The sequence below is a fragment of the Okeania sp. genome (assembly GCF_983059655.1).
The window spans coordinates 1-22,863 of sequence record NZ_CEZPJD010000008.1 but is presented as its reverse complement, the minus strand read 5'-3'; the positions used below and the strand labels follow the sequence as shown (position 1 = coordinate 22,863).

Sequence of the window (22,863 nt, the reverse complement as noted above, 5' to 3'; positions counted from 1 at the left end):
GCCCAAATTATCTGTGACAAAATTTATAGATGAAATGAGAATTACCCCTTTTAACTCCCCTCAATCAAGATTACTGAAGTTGAAAAATTATCTCCTCAGTTGCCAGTCTCAGAAAATTAGTAAATTCACCAAACGAGGGACAATTATTTTTCTGAATAAGTGCTAATTTTTGCCCAAATTATCATAATTTTTTCTGTGACAAAATCTGTGAATAAAATGAGAATTGTCTCCTACTCCTCCTCATGGGAAAAGAATTAGTAGAGCAAGTAAAACCAACCCTACTATTTTGACAACTAAACTCTACAATTTAGGAATTTTTTCTACCCAAAAATCTGTCAATTAAACCTTCGCCTCCTCCTTTACCAACTTATCCCAACCTAAATCTTTCAAAGCATGATTTCGACGCAACGGACGAGTTACTAATTCCAAAATATCACGAGCATTTGTAAACCCATGAATTTGAGCAAAAGTAAACTCAACAGACCACTTAGTATTAATTCCTCTAGCTTCCAAAGGATTAGCATGAGCCATACCAGTAATTACCAAATCTGGCTTCAATTCATAAATTCTTTGAATCTGATTATAATTATCAGGTTTCTCAATAATCTTAGGCAAAGGCGCACCCATTTCGTTACAAGTTTTTTCTAACATTTCCAACTCGGCTTTTTGATATCTTTTATCCATATAAGGAATACCAATTTCTGAGCAAGTCATGCCACAACGAATCAAAAAACGAGCCAAAGAAATCTCCAGCAAATTATCACCCATAAAGAAGACAGATTTACCACGAATTAATTGGATATAGTCTTCCAAATTATCCCAAATTTGCTTTTCTCGTTCTGCTAACCCTTGGGGTTCAATACCAAAAACAGAACAAATCTTCTCAATCCAAGCCCTACTTCCATCTGGTCCTATGGGGAATGGCGCACCAATTAATTTACACTTACGACGACGCATTAAAGTAGTAGCAGTCCGACTCAAGAAAGGATTTAAACCTGCCACATAATATCCCTCTTCAACTACTGGTAATTCTGTGTAACGTTTAGCAGGCAACCAACCAGAAACTTTAATTCCTTGCTTCTTCAATTCCAAAGTCAATTGAGTTACAACTGGGTCTGGTAAAGAGCCAAATAAAACTAAAGGTGGATGCTCAACATACTCAGATTCTTCGGCAGCAACCTCCTCTTTTTTCTTGCCAAAACTTAATAGTTTTTGTATCCCACTTCTTTCCTCTTTTTCCACTTCAGGAGCTTGATTAGGACAACGAGCTGCCATAGCTGCTAAGACAGTATCTTCCCCTTGAGTAAAGGCATAATCCAAACCATTAGCACGAGCAACCACAATTGGAATACCAATTTCTGACTCTAATTTAGGAGCCAAACCTTCCAAATCCATTTTAATAATTTCAGTGGTACAAGTGCCAATCCAAACTATCACACTAGGATTCCTGTCGCGCTTAATTTGTAAACATAAACGTTTCAATTCATCATAATCATTTAACTTAGCTGAAATATCACCTTCTTCCAACTCAGCCATAGCGTAACGAGGTTCAGCAAAAATCATTACTCCCATGGCATTTTGTAAGAAATAACCACAAGTCTTAGTACCAATTACTAAGAAGAAACTATCTTCAATCTTTTGATAAAGCCAAGATACACAACTAATCGGACAAAAAGTATGATAATTACCAGTTTCACATTCAAAAGTTAAAGCTTCAGGTGCAACAGTATTAGTCATCAAAAAATACTCCTATTTATCAATAATTTTTTTGGGGAAAAATCAATGCTCATGCTAGTAAAAAGTCAACCTTTATAGCACTACAAAAAAGTGTGAGATAGGGAGAAAATTCTATAAGATTACAGGTAATATAGCACTATAGGAATTTGTTAGGACATTTTTCAATCTTGTTCGCGGAGCATTTACGCACCGAAAACCCTTTTACATTTCGCTATTCCCTGTTCCCTGTTCCCTATTCCCTAGCGCTATAGTTTTAAGTTCAACAAATAACTGATTGCTAATCGCTATGTATTGAAATAACATTTACAAATTACATCTTTAATGTAAACTGTGTTTTTTTTGAGTAAAAGAGACTCTGGTTGATACTAATAACATTTCAACCAGCACAGGCATAAAAATCAATAGTTGATGTAATTTTTATATCTGCTAAAAATCAAAACATAGTAATTGAAAAAGGCAGAAGGCAGATGACAGAGGGCAGAAGCGGCAAGTTAGAAGAGGATTCAGACCCCTTCATAATTGAAGCCACGGAATAAAACAGTGGGAGTCTTAAACCTTTGCTCCCTTTCCTAGCAGCAGAGGGCAGATAACAGAAACCTTTTACCAAATAATTAATAATTAATAATTAAAGAATTCTGGTTTAAAGCCTCTACTTTTAAGGGGAAAAAGCTGCCGTTTTGCTGGCGCATAACTACGTTAACGGCTGTCACCGACATGTTTGCGTAGCATTCAGCAGGAAAAAGCGTAGCTTCCCGTAGGGTGGGATGTATAGATTTCCTAACCATATCCAATCGACCAAGAAAAGAAATCATATTTCCTTATATTCAATTCCGTAACGGTCTTAACCAGAGGTAATTATCCATTATCAATTATCAATTAATTAACTTCTGCCCTCCCCCGATAAAACAAACTAGTCAATTTCAATTTTCCTATTATTTAACCCAACAAACCTTCAAGATCGTCATCGTTAGAAGACTTTTTATCTCCTGCTAAAGAATCTAGATCGGCCTCATCCAAATCAAGATCATCTCCATCCAAATCAAGATCCAAATCTCCTAAATCATCAGAAGACAAATCATCAAATTGATTATCATCTCCTAAGTCGCTAAGATCCATATCACCTAGCTCATCCAGCCCAGACTCATCTAACTTCGCCGATGTATCTTCAAAGGGATCGGGAATATCTTCTGCGATAAAGTCAGAGCTATCTTCTCCAAGATCGAGATTGTCAGAAGTATCTACATCTATATCGCTGAGGTCCATACTACCCAAGTCATCTGCTGCTTCTGGGTCAGAATCCATATCCAAGTCCAAATCATCATCTGCTTCTGAGCCAGAATCCAGTCCCATATCCAACTCATCCGCTGCTGAATCCATATCCAAGTCCAAATCATCATCTGCTTCTGAATCAGAATCCAGTCCCATATCCAACTCATCCGCTTCTGACTCCATATCCAAGTCCAAATCATCATCTGCTTCTGAATCAGAATCTAGTCCTATATCCAACTCATCCGCTGCTGAATCCATATCCAAGTCCAAATCATCATCTGCTTCTGAATCAGAATCCAGTCCCATATCCAAGTCCAAATCATCATCTGCTTCTGAGTCAGAATCCAGTTCCATATCCAACTCATCCGCTGCTGGCTCCATATCTAAGTCCAAATCATCATCTACTTCTGAGTCAGAATCTAGTCCTATATCCAACTCATCCGTTTCTGACTCCAGGTCTAACTCACTCTGGTCATCATCAAGCAAATCATCAGAGTCCATATCCATTTCCGAGGCCATGATAGCAGCTCCACCAACAGCGGCAGCTCCACCTACCACTGCTGCAGTACCCCAATTATTAGAATCTTCATTTTGGTCTGGCATAATTGGGGAATAAGATCCTGGAGACTCTTGAGGATCATCAGACAATATCGATGTTGATTTTTCTATGGAAGGATCTGGTTTTTCACCTATGGCAATATCTGGGTCAAAATTTAATCCTAAAACTTCTATTAAACTATCTGCATCTGCCTTAAGTTTGGAGAAAGGCAACATTAATGCCTCTAACTCTGGTTCCAGGGCATTAAGAATTCCCAAGATAAGGTATGACACAGGTCTCCTTCCTCCATCAGGAGTCTGGACTGTATTTTCATCTGTCATGTGCAGTACCAACCATGGGCGATTTTTTTGGTAGTAGTGCAGCCATTTTTGTTTGAGGGACGTTGATAATTGTTCAAAGAAAACCATGACTTCTATAATTCCTTATCCTGAGAAGAGCTAAATCTATTAAACCATCATCAGGTCAAGCTTCTCATCCTCTGACATAACTTCAGGCTTACTAGGATTTAAGTAGAAATCAGATAGTAAGGAAAACAAATCGCGATCAAGAGATTCGTTGGGCACTACTCCTTCTGGCAATGCCAAAATTTGGTCGGCAATGTTCAGGTAATAGTTACAAACGTATTGGAGTGAAGGATCGTTTTCGGCCATTTCAAACAATGTTTTGCCCTTGACGCGAGAAACCCGAATATCTTCGATTAGTGGTAGGACTTCTAGTACTGGCATTGGTACAGCTTCTACATATTTATTAATTAGATCGCGCTTGGATGTACGATTACCTATTAGGCCCGCTAAACGAAGAGGATGGGTACGAGCTTTTTCACGGACAGAGGCGGCAATGCGATTAGCTGCAAAGAGGGCATCGAAGCCATTATCTGTGACAATCATGCAGTAGTCTGAATAGTTTAGTGGAGCTGCAAAACCACCACAGACTACGTCACCGAGTACGTCGAATAAAATGACGTCGTATTCGTCAAAGGCATTTAATTCTTTGAGTAGTTTGACTGTTTCGCCGACAACGTAGCCACCACAACCTGCTCCAGCAGGTGGTCCACCTGCTTCTACACAGTCTACACCACCATAACCTTTATAAATGACATCTTCTGGCCAGATATCTTCGTAATGGTAGTCCTTTTCTTGTAGGGTGTCAATAATTGTAGGGATGAGAAATCCTGTGAGGGTAAATGTACTGTCGTGTTTTGGGTCGCAACCGATTTGTAGAACTTTTTTACCACGTTTGGCTAAGGCCACTGAGATGTTGCAGCTTGTTGTAGATTTGCCGATGCCGCCTTTTCCATATACTGAGAGTTTCAATTTTTTTCTCCTGGATAATTTTTTAATTTTAGATGAGGCTTAAGAACTTTTTATAATAAGCTCAAGTTTTGCTTATAGCGCTGCGCGCAGGCAACAGCTACAGTAAGTCAAAAGTTAGAAGTAATCCTTGACAGAGTTTGAGTGTTTATTATTGCCTTAACCTATTTCCGTATTGCTGTAACTTATGGGCAAACTTCTGGTTATGGAGATAAAGTCCAGATTTATTAAAGGTTGGTCATTTTCAGTTATCAGTTATCAAAATAATATGGGTCGGGCAACCCCGCCTTGACTGGCGCAATATTTTTGGAGCGGAGCTTAAATCCCCGTTACAAAAATAACTTCTGACTGTCTTAAGTGTGTCTTACATTCTGAGGTCCCCTAAGAATTACACACTCGCTTCTGACTTCTGACTTCGTTAACAGTACCTCCCGTAATAGAGAAGCTACAAAAATACTGAAGTTGATTTTCTCTTGGTCGATTGGATATGGCTCCGAGACCAGCTCTTATCAGAGCCGCTCCGAAGATCGCCATCCCTTGACGGCTTTTCATTCCCTTAAAAGGGGGAGCTTGAGACCTTACTTTATTGGCTTTATTGGTCAACCTATTTTTTTTGGCTTCTGAAAAGAATTATTGTCTAACTTCACTACAAAAAAAAGAGGGGCAAGATTTATCAGATGCTCTAAACAGAAGCATTTAGATTGAATATTTTTTAAGTTTAATTTTTTACTGCTATTAATTGCTTTTAAGGGAAATTTATCAGCTAATAAATTATTTTTGTAGTTTATTTTTTATAAAAAGTAACAATATTAAAAAAAATAGGTATTGAATAATATCAAGACAAATTTTATGGCTCAAATGAATGCTTTCAGAGACTTTGAGGTTAGAAGGGTTTTCTAGTTTAGTCTGATAATTAGACGATTGCCCAATAGTAAATTCAATTATTGAGGAACAGGATTGCCCAAGGTTAATTTTTATAACAAAAAATTTTATTAGCCCAAATAAATTTCTTTAGGAGTGTTGGGGAAAATATCAGGAACGGGCAAGATGCCCATTCCACTGAGGAAACGGAGACATGGGGACGCGGGGACGCGGTGACACCCTATCTCCTCCTCTCTGTGTCCTCAATAATCCCCTCTCCGTGTCTCCCCCTCTCCGTGTCTCCGTTTCCTCAAGAACCCCCACTCCCCCACTCCCTCACTCCCTAGAGTGGCCGGAAAATTACGCTGAAATAAAATCCTGAGTCTTGAGCATTATTGCCACGATCGTCCAGGTCTACCAAAGGGATACCATAGTCCAGACGCAAATCAACCTGTGGCAGTGGTTGCCAAATCAAACCTATGCCTGCTCCTGCCAAAAATCTTTGGTCTGGTAAAAATTCATTATTAGGATTACTACCATCATTCCAAACAGCTCCAATATCTATAAACGGAGTAAATTGTATCGATGGTAAACCAGACTCATCCCGATAAACCGTAATCCGGTCTTCAATAGAAAACCGAAAACCATTATCCCCGGAACGTATATTCTGGCGATAGCCCCGTAACGATAAACCACCGCCAATAATAAATTGTTGATATGGCAATAGAGGAATTGAGGATAACTGCAAATCTCCTTGGACAATCAATAAATGATTTGCACTTAATCTTTGTACCCTTTGCACTTGGCCTAGCCAACTGAAGAAATTTCCATCGGGTTGAGGGTCTTCCTTCTCTGTAGCATCAAATAAATTAGTGCCAATATTAAATTGCGATCGCAAAGCCCAAGCTCCTCGAGGATCTCGACGAATATAGTCTTGTCCTAACCTAATCACAGTAGTGCTGTTAATACCATCTTCTTCTGGAGTATTAGGGTCATCAAATAATTCATCGTCAAAAAAAGTCTCTGTACGCTGATAGCTCAAGCCTACAGAAAAAGCTAACTCTTCTCTAGGAGTTCTTATAACAGGCTGACGGTAACTAAACTCATATACATCTGTTGCGCCACTAATCTCTATACCTTGAAAATCTTGACCAATTCTATTACTGTTAGGTGCTGCTCTAAACTGTAAAGTCCCATTCATAGAATTAATGGGTAAATTGTAGATAAAGTCAAAAACATCTGATTCATCCCTAAAAAGCCTGGTGGTATTGTAGGATGCCACAAAAAAATCACCCCGCCCTGTCAAGTTACGATGTAGTAATGTCGAACCTACTCTTTCAGAGCCGACTGTGGGAGGTGAGTAATTATCAGTATTTATACTAAATTCAAAAGGGTTTGCTTCTGTAACACGAACAATTAGAATACTCTCTCCTGGATTTTCGCTGGCTCGCAAACTAGCTTCAATATTTTCAAATAAGGGATTACCTCGAAGTAATCGTAGTTGATTTTCTAGTTGAGCAGTGTCCAATGGTTGGCCTGCTCCAAGTCGTATCCGATTTTTAATATAAGATTTATGTAATCTTTTTGTACCTTCTATTTGGACTTCTCCCAAAATTCCTTCTATAACTTGAATTCTGACTACGCCCTCGGCGATCGTTTGGGGCGGTAAAATTGCTCTTGAGGTGATATAGCCACGTTCTAGATAAATTTCGGTAATTTGATCTGCTATTTGCCGAAGTTCTGATAGGGTAACTAAACGTCCTTCTAACGGCCCAGTGAGGGAGTTTATTTCTTCTGGGGTTAAAATTGTACTTCCTGATACTAAAATTCTCTGCACGGGAATTTTTTGAGTAGGCTCATCTGGCAGAGGTTGGGGTGGTGGTGATTTTTTTAGTTCTTCTTCTTTTGGCTCTTCTGGTTGGGTTGGTTGGGGAAGGGGTTGGAGGAAGCGATCGCGATTTGGATCTGGTCGGGGATTATCTGGTAAATTTTGTCGTATTTCTTGATTTGTTGGAGTATTTTGGGCATAAATTGGTTCTTTTGAATTTAAAGTATTAATAATTTTAATGTTTTTTTGTTGAGGATAAATTTTGGAGTCGGCTATTAATTTTAGCCCTTGATTTTTGAGTGATTGAGCGCTTAAAGTTTTTTGTTTAAGGTTTTTATTTCGATATTTATAAATTAGTTTTGGAGTTGATTTTGATATTAGTTTAAAGTTTTTGCATGATAAACAATGCAATTTTTTGGTTTTCACTGAATTTTTATCCCATAATTTATTCACATCTGTAGTTTTGGATACAGCTTGATTAGCTAATAGGCAAATAATTATAAATGTAGTAGGAATTAATGTGAGCGATTGAAACATTGCAATAGTTATAGTCTAGGTTTAGTTTTATTTACAAAAAAAATGTGAATTCTAGCTCCTAGAGCGTTCTAATAACAGCCAAAAACTAAGTTATTTATTTAGATATATAGCAATCGTATTGAAATTTTGAAATATTGTAGATTTGAGGGAACAGGGAACAGGGAACAGGGAACAGGAAATGAGAAACGCCGAAGCAATAAAATTATCGCAAATAATTTAGGATTGCTATAAAATGCGTCTAATCAAGGAACAGTATTAAGTTTTTCTACATTTATTTAATCGGGTATTTATTCGACAAAATATAAGTTTTTTCTGAAGCATTAGTATAAACGATTTAATTTTATCAATAATTATATAGTAAGCTAAGACACATTGATATTTTATGTTCTGTGTTAAGGGTTTTCTTTGACAAAGGAGTTACATAGTTTAAATACTCAACAGCTTAGTAAATTAATACTCAAAACCTACTGCGAAAATATTTATTCTGAATTTGAAGCAGGAGTCAGGAGAAAGCAATTCTGGAGATAGAATCAATGTTCGTGGGGATTCAAAACCCCAACCAATTGTGGACACCGGGAGTGGCGGTGAGGATTTATACCCGTTCATTAATGGATAATTACCTCTGATTAAAACCGTTACGGAATTTAATATCAGGAAATATTATTTTTTCTCTTGGTCGATTGGATATAGCAAGGAGACCCGCTCTTATCAGAGCCACTCCGAAGATCGCCATCCCACCCTACGGGAAGCTTTCCTGACGGAATACTATAGCAAACGCTAACGACCCCTTTTTTCTCCTTGAAAGGGTCAGCTAACTAAAGCTGAATTATTCAATTATTAATTAGGGTTTGCTTATGGAAGTCTTTTTGCTAAGGCAGGGAGTAGGGAGTAGGGAGTAGGGAGTAGCTAAAACTCAAGAGTTGGGGGGAGTTGTAGAGGAGGTACTCAGAAAAATTATCCTTTGCCAACTCTGCCCCACTATACGCCAAAATACTCACTTTTTTCGCCTGATCAGGCGAAAATCAAGTACTTTTTCACGTTCTAAAAAGGCACTTACCTTTATCTATAAAGACTTTGATATTTAATCAGCAAGCCCTAATTATTAATTATTCGGTAAGGCTTCCAGCCAGTAGCCAGCTACTCTCATCTATAGCACCAAAAAAAAATCTACTGACTCCTGACTTCCAGCCGAAGGCTATTAACATGAATTTTGAGTTACCTAAAAGTATGCAAAAACAATCTTCTGGGCCAAGGACTATTAGACCAATTGGAGTTGCCTCACTACATAGTATTGCTTTTTCTAGAGAGACTCTCTATGCCATTGACAAAAATCGTGGTTTTCTGCTAAAAATCGACCCAAAAACAGATAATACAATAGTTATTAATCCATTTCAAACTAATGAATTTATTGATGTTACAGGTATTGCACTTTGGAAAGATACTCTTTGGTTGACAAGGGAAAATAAAGTTTATTTCTGTTCTAATGCAATTGGTAATTCATCAGAGGGACGTCTAAAATGGCAACATTTTTTCACTTTACCTTATGCTGCTGATGGAATTGCTGTTTGGGAGTCAACAGTTTATGTCACTTGTCAAAAACTAGGTAGGATTTTTGTATTAGACAAAAATACTAGACAACAAATTACTGGATTTTATGCTCCAGGAATCGGTTTTGAAAATATTACAGTACAAAATGAAGAGTTGTGGCTTTGTGACCGCGAGGAGCAAACTGTTTATTGTTTAGAAAGGGCAACTGGTCAAGTTAAGTTTAGTGTACTGACTCCTTTTGAAAATCCTACGGGATTAGCATTTTATGTGGATATAAATACTGGGGAAAGACAACTTTATGTCGCTTATGCTGGTGATGAACTTTATATTAGGGATGATCCAAACTCAGAAAGACAGTATGAGCTGAGTAAGCGCGATCGCTCTTTTATACATCCTCTTTATTTTTATTACAATGAAGAGGAAAAATATGCTGTTTCTAATAGTTTTTTAATAGAGATGTCTTATGTAGAAGAATTAGAGCCATTAGATGAAGTATTTTTAGAAGATTTAGAATGGCGTATTGCTTTACCATCAGAAACTCATCGCCAAAAAGTTAGGGAAATTTCTTCTATAGGAATACCTTTTACTGAAGAAATTCAAAATGGTGAAAAAGTTGCTGTTTTTCGGTTTCAACCATTGCGTCAAAGTGAAAGGCGTATATTTGGTTGGAAGGCTTTATTAGAAGTAAGGGCAATTAAGTACCAAATTCAACCTTTTAATGTAGAAAATATTCCAGAATTGCCAGAAGGTTTTCAGGAAAAATATCTCGTAGATAATGATAATTTGGCGATGGATAAAGAGATGGTGATCCAGGCAGCAAAAGATGCTGTTTTACAAGAAAAAAATATATTGCGTCAACTGCTTAATATTCGGAATTATGTCTACGATCAACTTTCTTATGGAGTAACAGCTAAGATTGATACTCCAGATATTGTGTTAGAAAGAGGTGTTGGATCTTGTGGAGAGTATGTAGGATTACTGTTAGCTTTGGCACGATTAAATAAGATTGCTTGTCGTACAGTGGGTCGCTATAAATGTCCGGCTTTTGCTGATAGAAAAGGTGTGCCTTTAGAGCCAGATTTTAATCATGTGTGGTTAGAATTTTATCTACCTGGTTTTGGTTGGGTACCTATGGAATCAAACCCTGATGATTTACAGGAAGGAGGACCTTATCCATTAAGGTTTTTTATGGGTTTAGCTTGGTATCATGTAGAAATTGGTAAAGGAATTAAGTTTGAAACTCTGAAAAATAAGGGGATACCTGTTAATAAGGAAAAAGTTTCTATTGGTAATTTGGCAATTAATCATGTCAAGTTTACCATTTTAGAAGAGCTACCAAATAATGAATAATGAATAATGAATAATGAATAATTAGGGCTTGCTGAATAAGTCTTTTTGTTAGGGTAGGGAGTAGGCAGTAAGGATGAATGGGGAGTTGTATAAGAGGCCGTCATTCATAATTTCCCCTTAGTTTTTCTCTCATCATTACCCCCAAATCCTCATTTTTTCCCCTCTATCCACCGGAAAGCTGATAATTTTTCAGTTTCTAAAATTCTTCAAGCCAATATCTATTAATGCTTTTAGATTTAATCAGCAAGCCCTAATTAATAATTAAAAAGGACAGGCTTGAAACCTTGTTTCCTGTTCCCTCTTTTAATAAACCTTAGACAAGGAAATATTTCTCCCACTGTTGCCTGTTCTCTGTTCCCTGCTATAAAATAAAAAATCTAAAATTTGAGGAGAAGTTGTGGAATTAACACTCATAAATATTATGGCGATACTGGCATCAGGACTAATGTTAATCGTAACTGGAGGAGTAGTATATTTAACGGCAGCTGAATGGCGCGATCGTAGACGTCAACAAAGGGATAAAGATAACCGTTAAAGACATTTTTTTCTCTACTTCCATTTTTACAGCAGTTTTGGAGTTGATGAGGTACAAAATTTTAGGACTTTAGGACTTTAGGAAGTAGGCAGTAGGCAGTAGGGAAAAAAAGATTAAAATTTAAACTGTACCTCACTATCCGCGCAAAGTGCTGTAATCATGGCGATAATGAAATTATCGCTTTTTTTTTTGACATTTTATCTGCTAGTTGGATAGCAGAAGGAAGAAGGAAGAAGGAAGAAAAAATAAGGAAGAGGGAAGAAGGTTTAAAAGCTTGAAAAAACGTAAATTTCCTGTAGATATTCACCCTTGGTATTACACAAATATATCCGAGCTGATATGAACCTATCCCACTAATAATATTTTTGCTGAAAACCTTAAATATTTTGAGAATTATACCAATTTCATAAAATATTGCTACAGTGACTACATAGGGAACAGGGAACACCGGAGCTGGGAACAGGGAAAGAAAAACATCATAAAAAAGAGGAAAAAAGGTGAAAATTTTATAATTTATGGAATTTATAATTTTTTCTTTTAGGAATAAATGACAAATTAAGATGTAACTGCCTTTGCATGAATTTGGTATTAAAAACGAAAAATTAAGCTTTTCAAATAAATTTTACTTAAACAAATAAGCTTATTTAAAATAGTGGGATAGGTTCATGATACTATATCATGTCCGGTATAAGAGCGCGATAGAACTCCATTCTGCGATCCGCGATGATGCTGGCGCAACGCTTCATGTTAACGTTTCCGGTAGCATTTTGACAGAAAAGTTGTGCACCAGCAAACAAAAAACTTTCTCCTTCTACTCCTTTTTCTTCTTCTTTCTTTACTCCTGACTCCTGACTCGTACCCTCACCCATAATACTTTTTCAGCAAACCCTAATTAATGAAACTTCATACAAGCTTTTGATATAGCAGATTTGTCGTATATTAAAGTACACGCATTAACAAGGGAATTTCTAGCTTCCTTACCGAAAAATTATGGTTTAAAGCCTCCCCTTTTAAGGGGATAATAAAGAAAAATTTTCATCTCTTTGTCAATCCTCTTCTTTCAAGGAGAGGTAATTATTCATTATTCATTATTCATTATTCATTGTTGAACTACATAATTTGTAATATTCTCTTGATGGTATAACACTACGTTACCATGGTTATATTAAAAATAATGCTATGCAATCTTCCCCCTAACTCCAATTTTTGAGAGTTAAATATATAGTAAAAATTTTATTATTTAATATCAAAAAAAAATACTTTAGTTGAAAGATACAGCAGTTTCCGAAGCTATGAGGTACAGTTGTTTTTATTCTTTTCTGTTCCCTGTTCCCTGTTCCCTCAAACCTAAAATTTTGTACCTCGTAACAATGGAAAATGCTGTAATAGGAAAAAGTAACTGCTATTTATATTTTTGAAAAGATTTTTCCATCTAGATTATCTTTATTTTTGAACTAAAAAAAATGTACGATTTGCCACCTGTTTACTTTGGTCTGTTCTCTTCTATGATTGAGTTTTTACGACCAAGATAAAAATACTATATATAACCTCAATAAAATTGGTATATAATTATTATATGATCAGGGAATATATACATAAAAATGCTGCAAATATCAATTCTTAATTTGTAAATAGAATAATCAATATAGAAAAAAAATAATTATGAATAACGATAAAATTACAATTCTTCTAGTAGATGATTGTCCCCATATTTTATCTTGTTTATCTGAAATCATCCGCTGTAAAGGGTATAGAATAAAACAAGCTAATTCTGGTGAATTAGCATTAAAATATGTAATAGACAATAAGACTGATTTAATATTAATGAATGTAAAAATGCCAGAAATAGATGGCTATCAAATCTGCAGACAACTACAAGGAAATCCTAACACTCATAATATACCAGTAATTTTTCTGACCGATATATCTGATACTACGGAAAGAATCAAAGGGTTTCAAGCCGGAGGAATAGATTATATTAGTAAGCCCATTCAACGAGAAGAAGTATTAGCAAGAATAGAAGCTCAACTGACAATCAAAAAACTACATCTAAAATTAGAAGAAAAAAATAAACAACTAGAAAAGGAAATAGAAACAAAGCTAAAAAATGAATATAACTTATCAGCAATCATTACTAATATGTCAGAAGGTCTGATGATTATTAACAGAGAAGGGAAAATAGTTTTTGTTAATCCAGCAACAGAATTGTTATGGGAAAAATCGGCTACAGAGTTAATCAATGAAGAAATAGGTTTACCTCTTGTAAATGGTAATGAAACAGAAATATATATTCGACAAAAATCGGGAAAAGTTTTATTTATAGAAACACATATAAAAGAAATTATTTGGGAACATGAAAAAGCTTATCTTTTAACTCTTAAAGAGGTAACAGAAAGTCGTCGCGAACAAGAACATTTAAAACTATTAGAAAGAGCAATATTTACAGCCCCTCAAGGAATTGTAATTAGCGACTTAACTGTAGACGAACACCCAGTAATATATGCTAATTCAGGTTTTGAAAAAACTACAGGTTACTCAATTTCTGAAGTTATTGGTAGAAATTGTCATTTTTTACAAGGTACTGATACAAATCAGCCAGAAATTCAAAAATTGAGAGAGGCGATCGCCACGGGAAAAAAATATTCGGTAGTCTTACAAAATACCCACAAAGATGGTAGTACATTCTGGAATGAAATAACAATTTCTCCAGTGCATGATGATTTTGGAACTTTAACTCATTATGTAGCAGTGCAAGTAGATGTTACCGAACGTATAGTTGCCCAACAAGCATTACAGGAAAGTGAAGCTCGTTTTCGCTCAATGGCAGATGGTATAGCTGTAATGATCCGTGTGGCAGATACTAATGGTAACAGCACATTTTTTAATCAAACATGGTTAGAATTTACTGGAGACAATTTATCTGATACTGTAACAAATGAATGGTTAAAATGGGTTCATCCAGACTATAAAGAACACTGTCGTTTAATGTATACACACAGCCATAAAACTTTTGCTGCCTTTCAGATGGAATATCGTCTGCGTCGGTTTGATGGCAAATATCGATGGGTAGTAGATACAGCTAAACCAAGATTTACTCCTAATGGAACTTTTGCAGGTTACATTAGTGCTGCGATTGATATTACAGAGCGTAAAGAGGCAGAAATAGAACTATCCACAGCAAAATTTTCTCTAGAGAGACAAATGCAAAGAGCATTAGTATTGAGAGAAATTACCCATCAAATTCGCTCTTGCTTAGAGCCAGAACAAGTATACCAAACTGCAGCAAATCAAATAGCCAGAGTTTTACATACAGACCGCTGCTTGATTCATACTTATTCAGAATTTCCTGTACCACGAATTCCCATAGTGGCTCAGTATCAGAGCTACGCTCTAGAGTTACCCTCTAATTTAGAAATTCCCATATTAGGTAATTCTCATGCTGAGTTGATGTTGTCCCAAGACTTAGCAATTGCAACTGATGATATCTATGCTGAACCTCTGCTACAAGAAGTTTTACCTTTATGTAAGGAACTCAAGCTCAGGTCAATGATGGCAATTCGGACTTCTTATCAAGGAAAAACTAATGGGGCAATCGGCGTACACCAATGTAGTTATGTTCGTCATTGGAAAGCAGAAGAAATAGAATTGTTAGAAGCGGTGGCAGCTCAAGTAGGTATTGCGATCGCTCAAGTAAATCTTTTAGCACAAGAAAAACAACAACGACAGGAATTATCCGCACAAAATGAATTATTAGAGCAAGAAATTCAGATTCGCAGGCAGGTAGAAGATTCACTCAAAAAAAGCGAAGAACGTTGGCAGTTAGTATTAAAAGGCAATAATGAAGGGATTTATGACTGGAATATTACAACCAATGAAGCCTTTCTGTCATCTCGCTTGAAGGCTATATGGGGCTATGAAGACTATGAAATTCAACCCCATTACAATGAATGGTACAGTCGGATACATCCAGGCGATCGTAAAATGATGACGGAGCTGATGAAGAGTTACTTCAAGCAAGAGACTCCTAACTTTGTTGTTGAGCATCGTATACTTTGCAAAGATGGGAATTATAAGTGGGTTTTAGCCAGAGGCCAAGCTCTTTGGGAGCCACATGGAACTCCAGTTAGGATGGTAGGATCTCTACAGGATATTAACGACCGCAAACAGATAGAAGGAGCTTTAAGAGAAAGTGAAATTCGTTATCGGGAACTGGTAGAGTCACAGGATAGTGTACTGGTTTGTAGATGGCAGCCAAATGGTGCGTTCACATTCGTTAACCGATACTACTGTCAATTTTTTGGTAAGTCTTCAACTGAATTATTAGGCAGTAACTGTTTAGAACTAATACCAGATAGAATAGCTCAAGAGCAAGTACAGAAAAATATTCAATTAATTCAAAAAAAATTATCTCCAATAACTTCAGAATATCAAGTCATTTCTGCTTCTGGGGAACGGCGCTGGGTTAGTTGGACAAATCAACCAATAATAGATCGAGAGCGACGTTTAATTGAAATTCAATCTTTTGGTATTGATATCACAGAAAAAAAGGAACGGGAAGAAGCTTTACGTTTTATTGTTGAAGGTACTGCTTCTTATACAGGAGATGATTTTTTCGATGCTTGTGTTCGGAGTCTAGCTCAAGTGCTACAACTTGATTATGCTTGTATTGCTGAATTAAAGGAAGCAGAACAAAAACTCTATGTCAAAGCATTTTGGGGTAGTGATGAAGCGATCGAAAATATCAGTTACTCTGTAGCATACACTCCTTGTGAGAAAGTATTAGAGGATAAAATTCGTTATTATCCAGATTCTTTACAACAACTTTTTCCCCAAGATGTCTGGTTAGTTAAGTTAAATGTAGAAAGTTATTGGGGTATTCCTCTATGTAATTCCCAAGGCAAAATTCTTGGTATTTTAATAGTTATGGATGCTGCACCAATGGATATTAATTCTTCTGATGAGTTGATTTTGAAAATTTTTGCTGCACGGGTGGGAGCAGAGTTAGAACGTTTACAAGGAGAAGTTGAACTCAAAAATGCTAAAGAAACTGCGGAAGCTGCTAACCATGCTAAGAGTAATTTTCTTGCTTCTATGACTCACGAGTTGCGTACTCCTTTAAATGCAATTTTGGGTTTCAGCCAACTGTTGGTGCGAGATAATTCTTTAAATGAGGAGCAAATTGAGCATTTAAAAATTATTAATCGTAGTGGAGACCATTTACTAAATTTAATTAATGATATTTTATCAATGTCCAAAATTGAAGCAGGTAGGATTACTTTAACAGAAAGTTGCTTTGATTTAGATGAACTGCTCCAATCTATAAAAGATATGATGATGCTAAAAGCTAATAAAAAAGGTTTACAACTAATCTTTGAAGTAGCCGATAATTTGCCTAAAGTTATCAAAACTGATGAAGGAAAATTACGTCAGGTTCTGATTAATATTTTAGGTAATGCTATTAAGTTTACATCTGAAGGAAAAGTTACATTGTCAGTATTTAATCATCACCAAATAGGAAAGCTAGAATTTACTATTACAGATACTGGTCCAGGAATTGAAACATCAGAAATAAATAGTTTATTTGAACCTTTTGTTCAAACAAAAACTGGTAAAAAATCAATAGAAGGAACTGGTTTGGGTTTACCTATTAGTCGGGAATTTATTCATTTAATGGGAGGGGAGATATCTGTTAGTAGTAAAGTAGGAAAGGGTACAACTTTTAATGTTGATATTGATATTTCTGCTGAAGTTATAGAAATAGTCAAAACAACAATATTATCCGATCGACGCAAGATTATCGGTTTAGAACCTCATCAACCGGCTTATCGAATTTTAGTAGTGGAAGATGTGCCAGAAAACAGTCAGTTACTAATTCAGTTACTTCAGCCTTTAGGATTTAAAATTAAAAATGCTGAGAATGGCAAACAAGCCATATCTATTTGGCAAACTTGGCAACCTCATTTAATTCTTATGGATATTATTATGCCTGTTATGAATGGCTATGAAGCAACTAAAATTATTAAACAAACATCTTTTGGTCAAGCAACTACGATTATTGCTTTAACTGCTAATGCTTTTGATGAAGATCGTGATGCTATTTTGGCAGCAGGTTGTGATGATTTTATTGCTAAACCCTTTTCAGAAGATGTATTGTTGGAAAAGTTGGCTAGTTATTTGGGAGTACGTTATCTGTATCAAGAAATAACATCAAATTCTACTACTAGAGAACCTCAAATAAAACTTACAAAAGAATCTTTAAGCATTATGCCTCCTGAATGGCTGGAGCAATTACATTTTGCTGCATTATCTGTTAATGATCGAATGGTCACTCAGCTAATTCAGCAAATTCCTGAAGCAGAAGTTAACTTAATTAATTGCTTAACAGATTTAGTAGAAAATTTTCGTTTAGATATCATCCTTGAATTAATAGAAAGTGAGGAATAAATGGAGCAAAAAAAATCTGAAAATTTACCAGCAAATATTTTAGTAGTTGATGATGCACCGGAAAATTTACGGTTATTAGCAAGTATGCTCGAGCATCATGGTTATTATGTCAGAAAAGCTATTAATGGTAGAATTGCAATTAATGGAGCACAGATTTCTCAGCCAGATTTGATATTACTTGATATTGATTTACCAGATATAAACGGCTATGAAGTATGCCAAAAATTAAAAACTTTTGAAAACACCAAAGAAATACCAATAATTTTCATTAGTTCTTATCATCAAGAAGTAGATAAAATCAAAGCATTTGAAGTAGGAGGTAGAGATTATATTACCAAGCCATTTCAAATCAGAGAAGTATTAGCACGAGTTGAAAATCAATTATCTACTTATAGACTACAAATGGAATTGAAAGAGAGAAATTCTAAGCTAGAACAAGAAATTATTGAGCGTCAACGTACTGAAGAGCAAATTCGTTTTTTGTTATTTACTACTCAGAAAATTACTTCTACTTCAGATATTTATTCAGCACTTGAAGTTACTCTCAATCATATTTGTTCAAATATTCAATGGGATTTTGGTGAAGCTTGGCTTGTTAATTCTGATAGTTCTAAAATTGTACATAGTCAAGCTTTTTATACTAATGAACCAAATTTGTATGAATTCCGAGATGATAGTAAAAAATTAACTTTTACTTATAATAAAAGCTTACTTGGTAGAGTTTGGCAGTGTAAGGATTCAGAATGGATAGAAGATATTTATCAGACATCTTCTAATTTTTTGCAACGTTACGATCTAGCTATTAAAGTCGGATTAAAATCTTGTTTTGCTGTACCGATTTTGTGGAGCAATCGGGTATTAGGAATTTTGGTTTTCTTCAATCAAGCAGTTACTCCAAAAAATCAACAATTAATTGATTTAGTTAAAGCATTAGCTAATCATTTAGGAGTAATGATTCAAAGCCGAAAAGCAGAATATACTCTGAAATTGGCTAATCAAAGACTGCATATACTTGCCACCTTAGATGGCTTGACTCAAGTAGCTAATCGTCGTCATTTTGACGAATATTTTGACCAAGAATGGCAGAGAATTAAACAACAAAATCTGCCTTTTTCTCTAATTATTTGTGATGTAGATTATTTCAAGTTATACAATGATAACTATGGTCATCAAGCAGGAGATGATTGCCTAAAAAAAATCGCTAAAACTATTTATGAAATGGTCGATATTCCTAGAAGTTTAGTAGCTCGTTATGGAGGAGAAGAGTTTGCAATAATTCTTCCTAATACTGATGCTAAAAATGCTTTTATAATTGCTGAAACTGTCCGTTTAGAAGTGCAAAATTTGAAAATTATTCATGCTAAATCTGAAATTAATGAATATGTTACTATCAGCCTAGGTATTTCAAGTATGATTCTTCAAGAAGATCGCTTACCTGCAGAGTTAATTTCTCTTGCAGACCAAGCGCTTTATCAGGCAAAAAATCAACAACGAAACTGCACTGTTAGTAGAGTAGATAGAGTTATAAATTAAATCTATAAATAAAAACTGCACATAAAGTCATCAATATCAAATCAATATTATTAATTATGACTTGAAAAACTGTCGATTTAACTACTGTAATATTTATATATAGCAATCCTAAATAGGTCGCAACTGAAAAGGCTATATAGCATTACGCAAATAGGTTAGGGCAATTATAGAAACTCAAACGAGCGTCAGGGATTATAGCGCTGTGCGCAGGCAACAGGCAACAGGCAACAGCGGTCAGACCCCGCGTCGCCGGCAGGCGCAAGGGAATGCTGACCAAGAGAGGCAACAGGGGGAATAAATTGCTGTTTGCGTAGCATTCCGTCAGGAATAATATAAGACTTTTAGCTATTTGGCCTCTCCTGCAATTTGTAAATATACCAGCGCTCATTGCTATACTTCTAACTTCTGACTTCTGTGCGCGTAGCGCTATATCATGTGCCGCTTCTAGAGGAGCTACGCTTAACAATTAATAATTATTAACAATTATTTCTCCTTGAAAAAAAGAGGATTGATTCAGAGGAATATCTTCCGTAAAGTCTTTTCATCATGCTTATTATTCGTAATACCAATTTGATAAATGTTTGCTACAAATATTGGAACTGTTTCTAGTAGTCAATAGTCAGTAGTCAGTAGTCAGCTAGATTGAGCTGTTATTATCATTTTTTACCCTGAAATAACTCTCCAAGTGCTAAATATATATCTGACTTTAACCATTTTTGTTGACCAAACTATTTGTAACATTCTCTTTTCAAAATGCTGTTGTGGTTTTAAAGATTATCAAATTTCAATAGAGCTGCTATACTAAATTTTAACTAGCTATGAGCTTGAGCGCATTTTCTGACGGAATGCTCCGCAAACAGCTTGTCGCCTAGGTTACAACTGCGGACTTCAGTGTAACGCAGTTCTGGGTTTAAATTCCCGGTTCCTATAAACCAGAAGGTGCGTGGAGGGGTTAAACCCCCTTTTCCGCTCTGGAATGCTCTGCAAACACACACATTTACTGCTGAGTGCCGATCGCTGATTACTGATTAATTATATTATTACTTCTCGAAGGTATGTCCCTAGAGTTAACTACTATTTCATCAAACTATATACTTATAGTCGATGACTTGCCTATGAATTTACGGCTTTTGTCAAGCTTGCTTAAGCGTCATGGCTATCAAGTTAGGACAGAGTCAAGTGGCAAAACTGTTATAGAAATAATTAGATCTAATCCTCCTAATTTAATATTATTAGATGTAATGATGCCAGAGATAGATGGCTATGAAGTTTGTCGACAAATAAAAGCTTTAGATGAATTTTGTGATATTCCAGTAATTTTTATTAGTGCTTTAGATGACTCTTTAGATAAAGTTAAAGCTTTTGAAGTAGGAGCAGTAGATTATATTACTAAACCTTTTCAAAAGCGGGAAGTTTTAGCACGAGTCAAAAATCAATTAATCATTAGTTCCTTACAAGCACAACTACATGAAAAAAATCAAGAATTGACAGAGCAAAATCTACAATTGCAAGGGGAAATAGCAGAAAAGGAAAGAGCTGAAACAGAAATTAGGTTTTTATTAGAAACAACTCAATCTATTAATAATGCCGATGATTTTAATTCTGCACTAGCAATTATTCTTCAGTCTTGTTGCCAACTAATTAATTGGGATTTTAGTGAAGCATGGATTCCTAATGAGGTTAATAATGTAATTGAATATAGTCAAGTTTGGTATGCTAGAGAACCTCATTTAGACCAATTTGGAACTATGAGTTCCAAGTTAACTTTTACCTATAATAATAGTTTACCTGGTAAAGTTTGGGCATCCAAAAAACCACAGTGGAGAGAAGATTTTTCAAAGGAGTCAAAAGTAGCTGCAGAAGTGGGATTAAAAGCAGCTTTTGGAGTGCCAATTATTGCGGACGATCGGGTATTAGCAGTCTTGATTTTCTTTAAAAAAAAAGTTATTTCTTTCCAACTTTATCCCATCGAATTAATTCAGGCAGCAGCTACCCAATTAGCTTCTTTAGTCCAACATAAGCAAGCAGAAGAAGCTCTCAAAATTGCAGAAGAACGATATCATGGTATCGTAGAAAATGCTGTTGATGGTATTTTTCAAGCCTCTCCTACTGGACGTTTTATTAGTGCAAATATGGCGCTAGCAAGAATTTATGGTTATTCTTCACCAGAAGAGTTACTCAAAAATATTAAAGATATTTCTCGACAGCTATATTACGATCCTAACCGCAGGCAAAAATTTGTAGCAGCAATGAAAACAGATAATGCTGTATATAATTTTGAGTCCTTAGTATATCGCAAAGATGGTAGTACATTTTGGGTTTCTGAAAATGCTCGTGCGGTATATGACTCTCAGGGAAAATTATTGTATTACGAAGGTACTGTTTCTGATATTGACGAGCGGAAAATGGCACAGGAAGCTTTGAAGTTTCAGCAACAACAAATGGAACAGTTATTGCTCAATATTTTGCCAGCTAAAATTGCTAGACGTCTACAAGAAGAACAAAAGGCGATCGCTGATAGTTTTGATGATGTGAGTGTGTTATTTGCTGACTTAGTGGGGTTTACTGAGTTTTGCTCAAATGTTTCTCCCATAGATCTTGTAAATTTTCTGAATTTGATTTTTTCTAAGTTTGACCAACTGACTCAAAAACATCGTTTAGAGAAAATCAAAACTATTGGGGATGCTTATATGGTAGTTGGTGGTCTGCTAGTAGAGCAAGATAATCATTTGGAGGCGATCGCTAATATGGCACTAGATATGCAAACTTGTTTAGATCGCATAAACGCTCGGCTAGGAAAACCTTTGACTTTGCGAATTGGTATCCATGTTGGGCCTGTGGTTGCTGGAGTTATTGGTCAAACTAAATTTATCTATGATTTGTGGGGCGATACTGTAAATATTGCGTCTCGGATGGAGTCTACTGGTATTTCTAGTAAAATTCAAGTTACCAGTCTTGTATATCAGCGACTCCAGCAAAAATTTGTATTTGAACAGCGGGGTAAGATTTCAATTAAAGGCAAAGGAGATATGAATACTTATTTTCTTAAGGGAGTGTTCAACAATTAATAATTAATAATTAGGGCTTGCTGAAAAAGTATGAGTTGTAAGAGTAGGAGTCAGGAACCTGAATCGGTGAATCCAGGAGGAATGGGAATTTGGGAATTATAGAAGAGGTAGTTGGAACAATCGTCCCTTAATTTTTCTGCCATAATCTACCCAAAATACGCTCCTAAATTGAACCGGAATTACCTAAAAGCTAGAATTTTTTGATACCTAAAAATATTCAAACCTTTATGTGTAAATACTTTGAGGTTATATCGGCAAGCCCTAATTATCAATTATCAATTATC

The 22,863-nt window shown here is 35.8% G+C and carries 11 protein-coding genes; 5 read left to right on the top strand and 6 right to left on the bottom strand.

What is annotated here, in order from left to right:
• Positions 1–339: 339 nt before the first annotated feature.
• The 5 genes from AC3DU7_RS01325 to AC3DU7_RS01305 form a co-directional block, all read right to left on the bottom strand.
• Positions 340–1,737: a ferredoxin:protochlorophyllide reductase (ATP-dependent) subunit N gene (locus AC3DU7_RS01325; protein ID WP_488037569.1), complete on the bottom strand. Its 1,398-nt coding sequence runs from the start codon at positions 1,735–1,737 to the stop codon at positions 340–342.
• Positions 1,738–2,673: 936 nt separating this feature from the next.
• Positions 2,674–3,972 (bottom strand): DUF5331 domain-containing protein, encoded by a 1,299-nt coding sequence (locus AC3DU7_RS01320; protein ID WP_488037568.1) that lies wholly within the window; start codon positions 3,970–3,972, stop codon positions 2,674–2,676.
• Positions 3,973–4,011: 39 nt separating this feature from the next.
• The gene (gene bchL / locus AC3DU7_RS01315) at positions 4,012–4,878 is read right to left on the bottom strand and encodes a ferredoxin:protochlorophyllide reductase (ATP-dependent) iron-sulfur ATP-binding protein (RefSeq protein WP_293073279.1); all 867 of its coding nucleotides are present in this window, start codon (positions 4,876–4,878) and stop codon (positions 4,012–4,014) included.
• Positions 4,879–5,256: 378 nt separating this feature from the next.
• A complete protein-coding gene (locus AC3DU7_RS01310; protein ID WP_488037567.1) occupies positions 5,257–5,427 on the bottom strand; it encodes a hypothetical protein in 171 nt (56 codons plus the stop codon).
• 652 nt (positions 5,428–6,079) lie between these two features.
• Positions 6,080–8,101 (bottom strand): ShlB/FhaC/HecB family hemolysin secretion/activation protein, encoded by a 2,022-nt coding sequence (locus AC3DU7_RS01305; RefSeq protein ID WP_488037566.1) that lies wholly within the window; start codon positions 8,099–8,101, stop codon positions 6,080–6,082.
• 1,203 nt (positions 8,102–9,304) lie between these two features.
• Here AC3DU7_RS01305 and AC3DU7_RS01300 point away from each other — a divergent pair.
• Together AC3DU7_RS01300 and AC3DU7_RS01295 are read left to right on the top strand one after the other, a co-directional pair.
• A complete protein-coding gene (locus AC3DU7_RS01300; RefSeq protein ID WP_488037565.1) occupies positions 9,305–10,999 on the top strand; it encodes a transglutaminase domain-containing protein in 1,695 nt (564 codons plus the stop codon).
• A gap of 397 nt (positions 11,000–11,396) precedes the next feature.
• Positions 11,397–11,534 (top strand): hypothetical protein, encoded by a 138-nt coding sequence (locus AC3DU7_RS01295; RefSeq protein ID WP_488037564.1) that lies wholly within the window; start codon positions 11,397–11,399, stop codon positions 11,532–11,534.
• A gap of 671 nt (positions 11,535–12,205) precedes the next feature.
• Here the strand turns inward: AC3DU7_RS01295 and AC3DU7_RS01290 are convergent.
• A complete protein-coding gene (locus AC3DU7_RS01290; RefSeq protein ID WP_488037563.1) occupies positions 12,206–12,403 on the bottom strand; it encodes a hypothetical protein in 198 nt (65 codons plus the stop codon).
• Between the two features lie 793 nt (positions 12,404–13,196).
• On the opposite strand from AC3DU7_RS01290, the gene AC3DU7_RS01285 reads away from it, so the two are divergent.
• From AC3DU7_RS01285 to AC3DU7_RS01275, 3 genes are all read left to right on the top strand, one after another.
• Positions 13,197–17,978: a PAS domain S-box protein gene (locus AC3DU7_RS01285; protein ID WP_488037562.1), complete on the top strand. Its 4,782-nt coding sequence runs from the start codon at positions 13,197–13,199 to the stop codon at positions 17,976–17,978.
• The gene (locus AC3DU7_RS01280) at positions 17,979–19,511 is read left to right on the top strand and encodes a diguanylate cyclase domain-containing protein (RefSeq protein WP_488037561.1); all 1,533 of its coding nucleotides are present in this window, start codon (positions 17,979–17,981) and stop codon (positions 19,509–19,511) included. It begins immediately after the preceding gene.
• Between the two features lie 1,055 nt (positions 19,512–20,566).
• A complete protein-coding gene (locus AC3DU7_RS01275; RefSeq protein ID WP_488037560.1) occupies positions 20,567–22,579 on the top strand; it encodes an adenylate/guanylate cyclase domain-containing protein in 2,013 nt (670 codons plus the stop codon).
• Positions 22,580–22,863: the final 284 nt, after the last annotated feature.

Excerpts from the sequence above, each read along its gene's own strand:
- AC3DU7_RS01325 (WP_488037569.1), bottom strand. The coding sequence starts at position 1,737 with ATGACTAATACTGTTGCACCTGAAGCTTTAACTTTTGAATGTGAAACT.
- AC3DU7_RS01320 (WP_488037568.1), bottom strand. The coding sequence starts at position 3,972 with ATGGTTTTCTTTGAACAATTATCAACGTCCCTCAAACAAAAATGGCTG.
- AC3DU7_RS01310 (WP_488037567.1), bottom strand. The coding sequence starts at position 5,427 with ATGAAAAGCCGTCAAGGGATGGCGATCTTCGGAGCGGCTCTGATAAGA.
- AC3DU7_RS01305 (WP_488037566.1), bottom strand. The coding sequence starts at position 8,101 with ATGTTTCAATCGCTCACATTAATTCCTACTACATTTATAATTATTTGC.
- AC3DU7_RS01300 (WP_488037565.1), top strand. The coding sequence starts at position 9,305 with ATGAATTTTGAGTTACCTAAAAGTATGCAAAAACAATCTTCTGGGCCA.
- AC3DU7_RS01290 (WP_488037563.1), bottom strand. The coding sequence starts at position 12,403 with ATGGGTGAGGGTACGAGTCAGGAGTCAGGAGTAAAGAAAGAAGAAGAA.
- AC3DU7_RS01285 (WP_488037562.1), top strand. The coding sequence starts at position 13,197 with ATGAATAACGATAAAATTACAATTCTTCTAGTAGATGATTGTCCCCAT.
- AC3DU7_RS01280 (WP_488037561.1), top strand. The coding sequence starts at position 17,979 with ATGGAGCAAAAAAAATCTGAAAATTTACCAGCAAATATTTTAGTAGTT.
- AC3DU7_RS01275 (WP_488037560.1), top strand. The coding sequence starts at position 20,567 with ATGTCCCTAGAGTTAACTACTATTTCATCAAACTATATACTTATAGTC.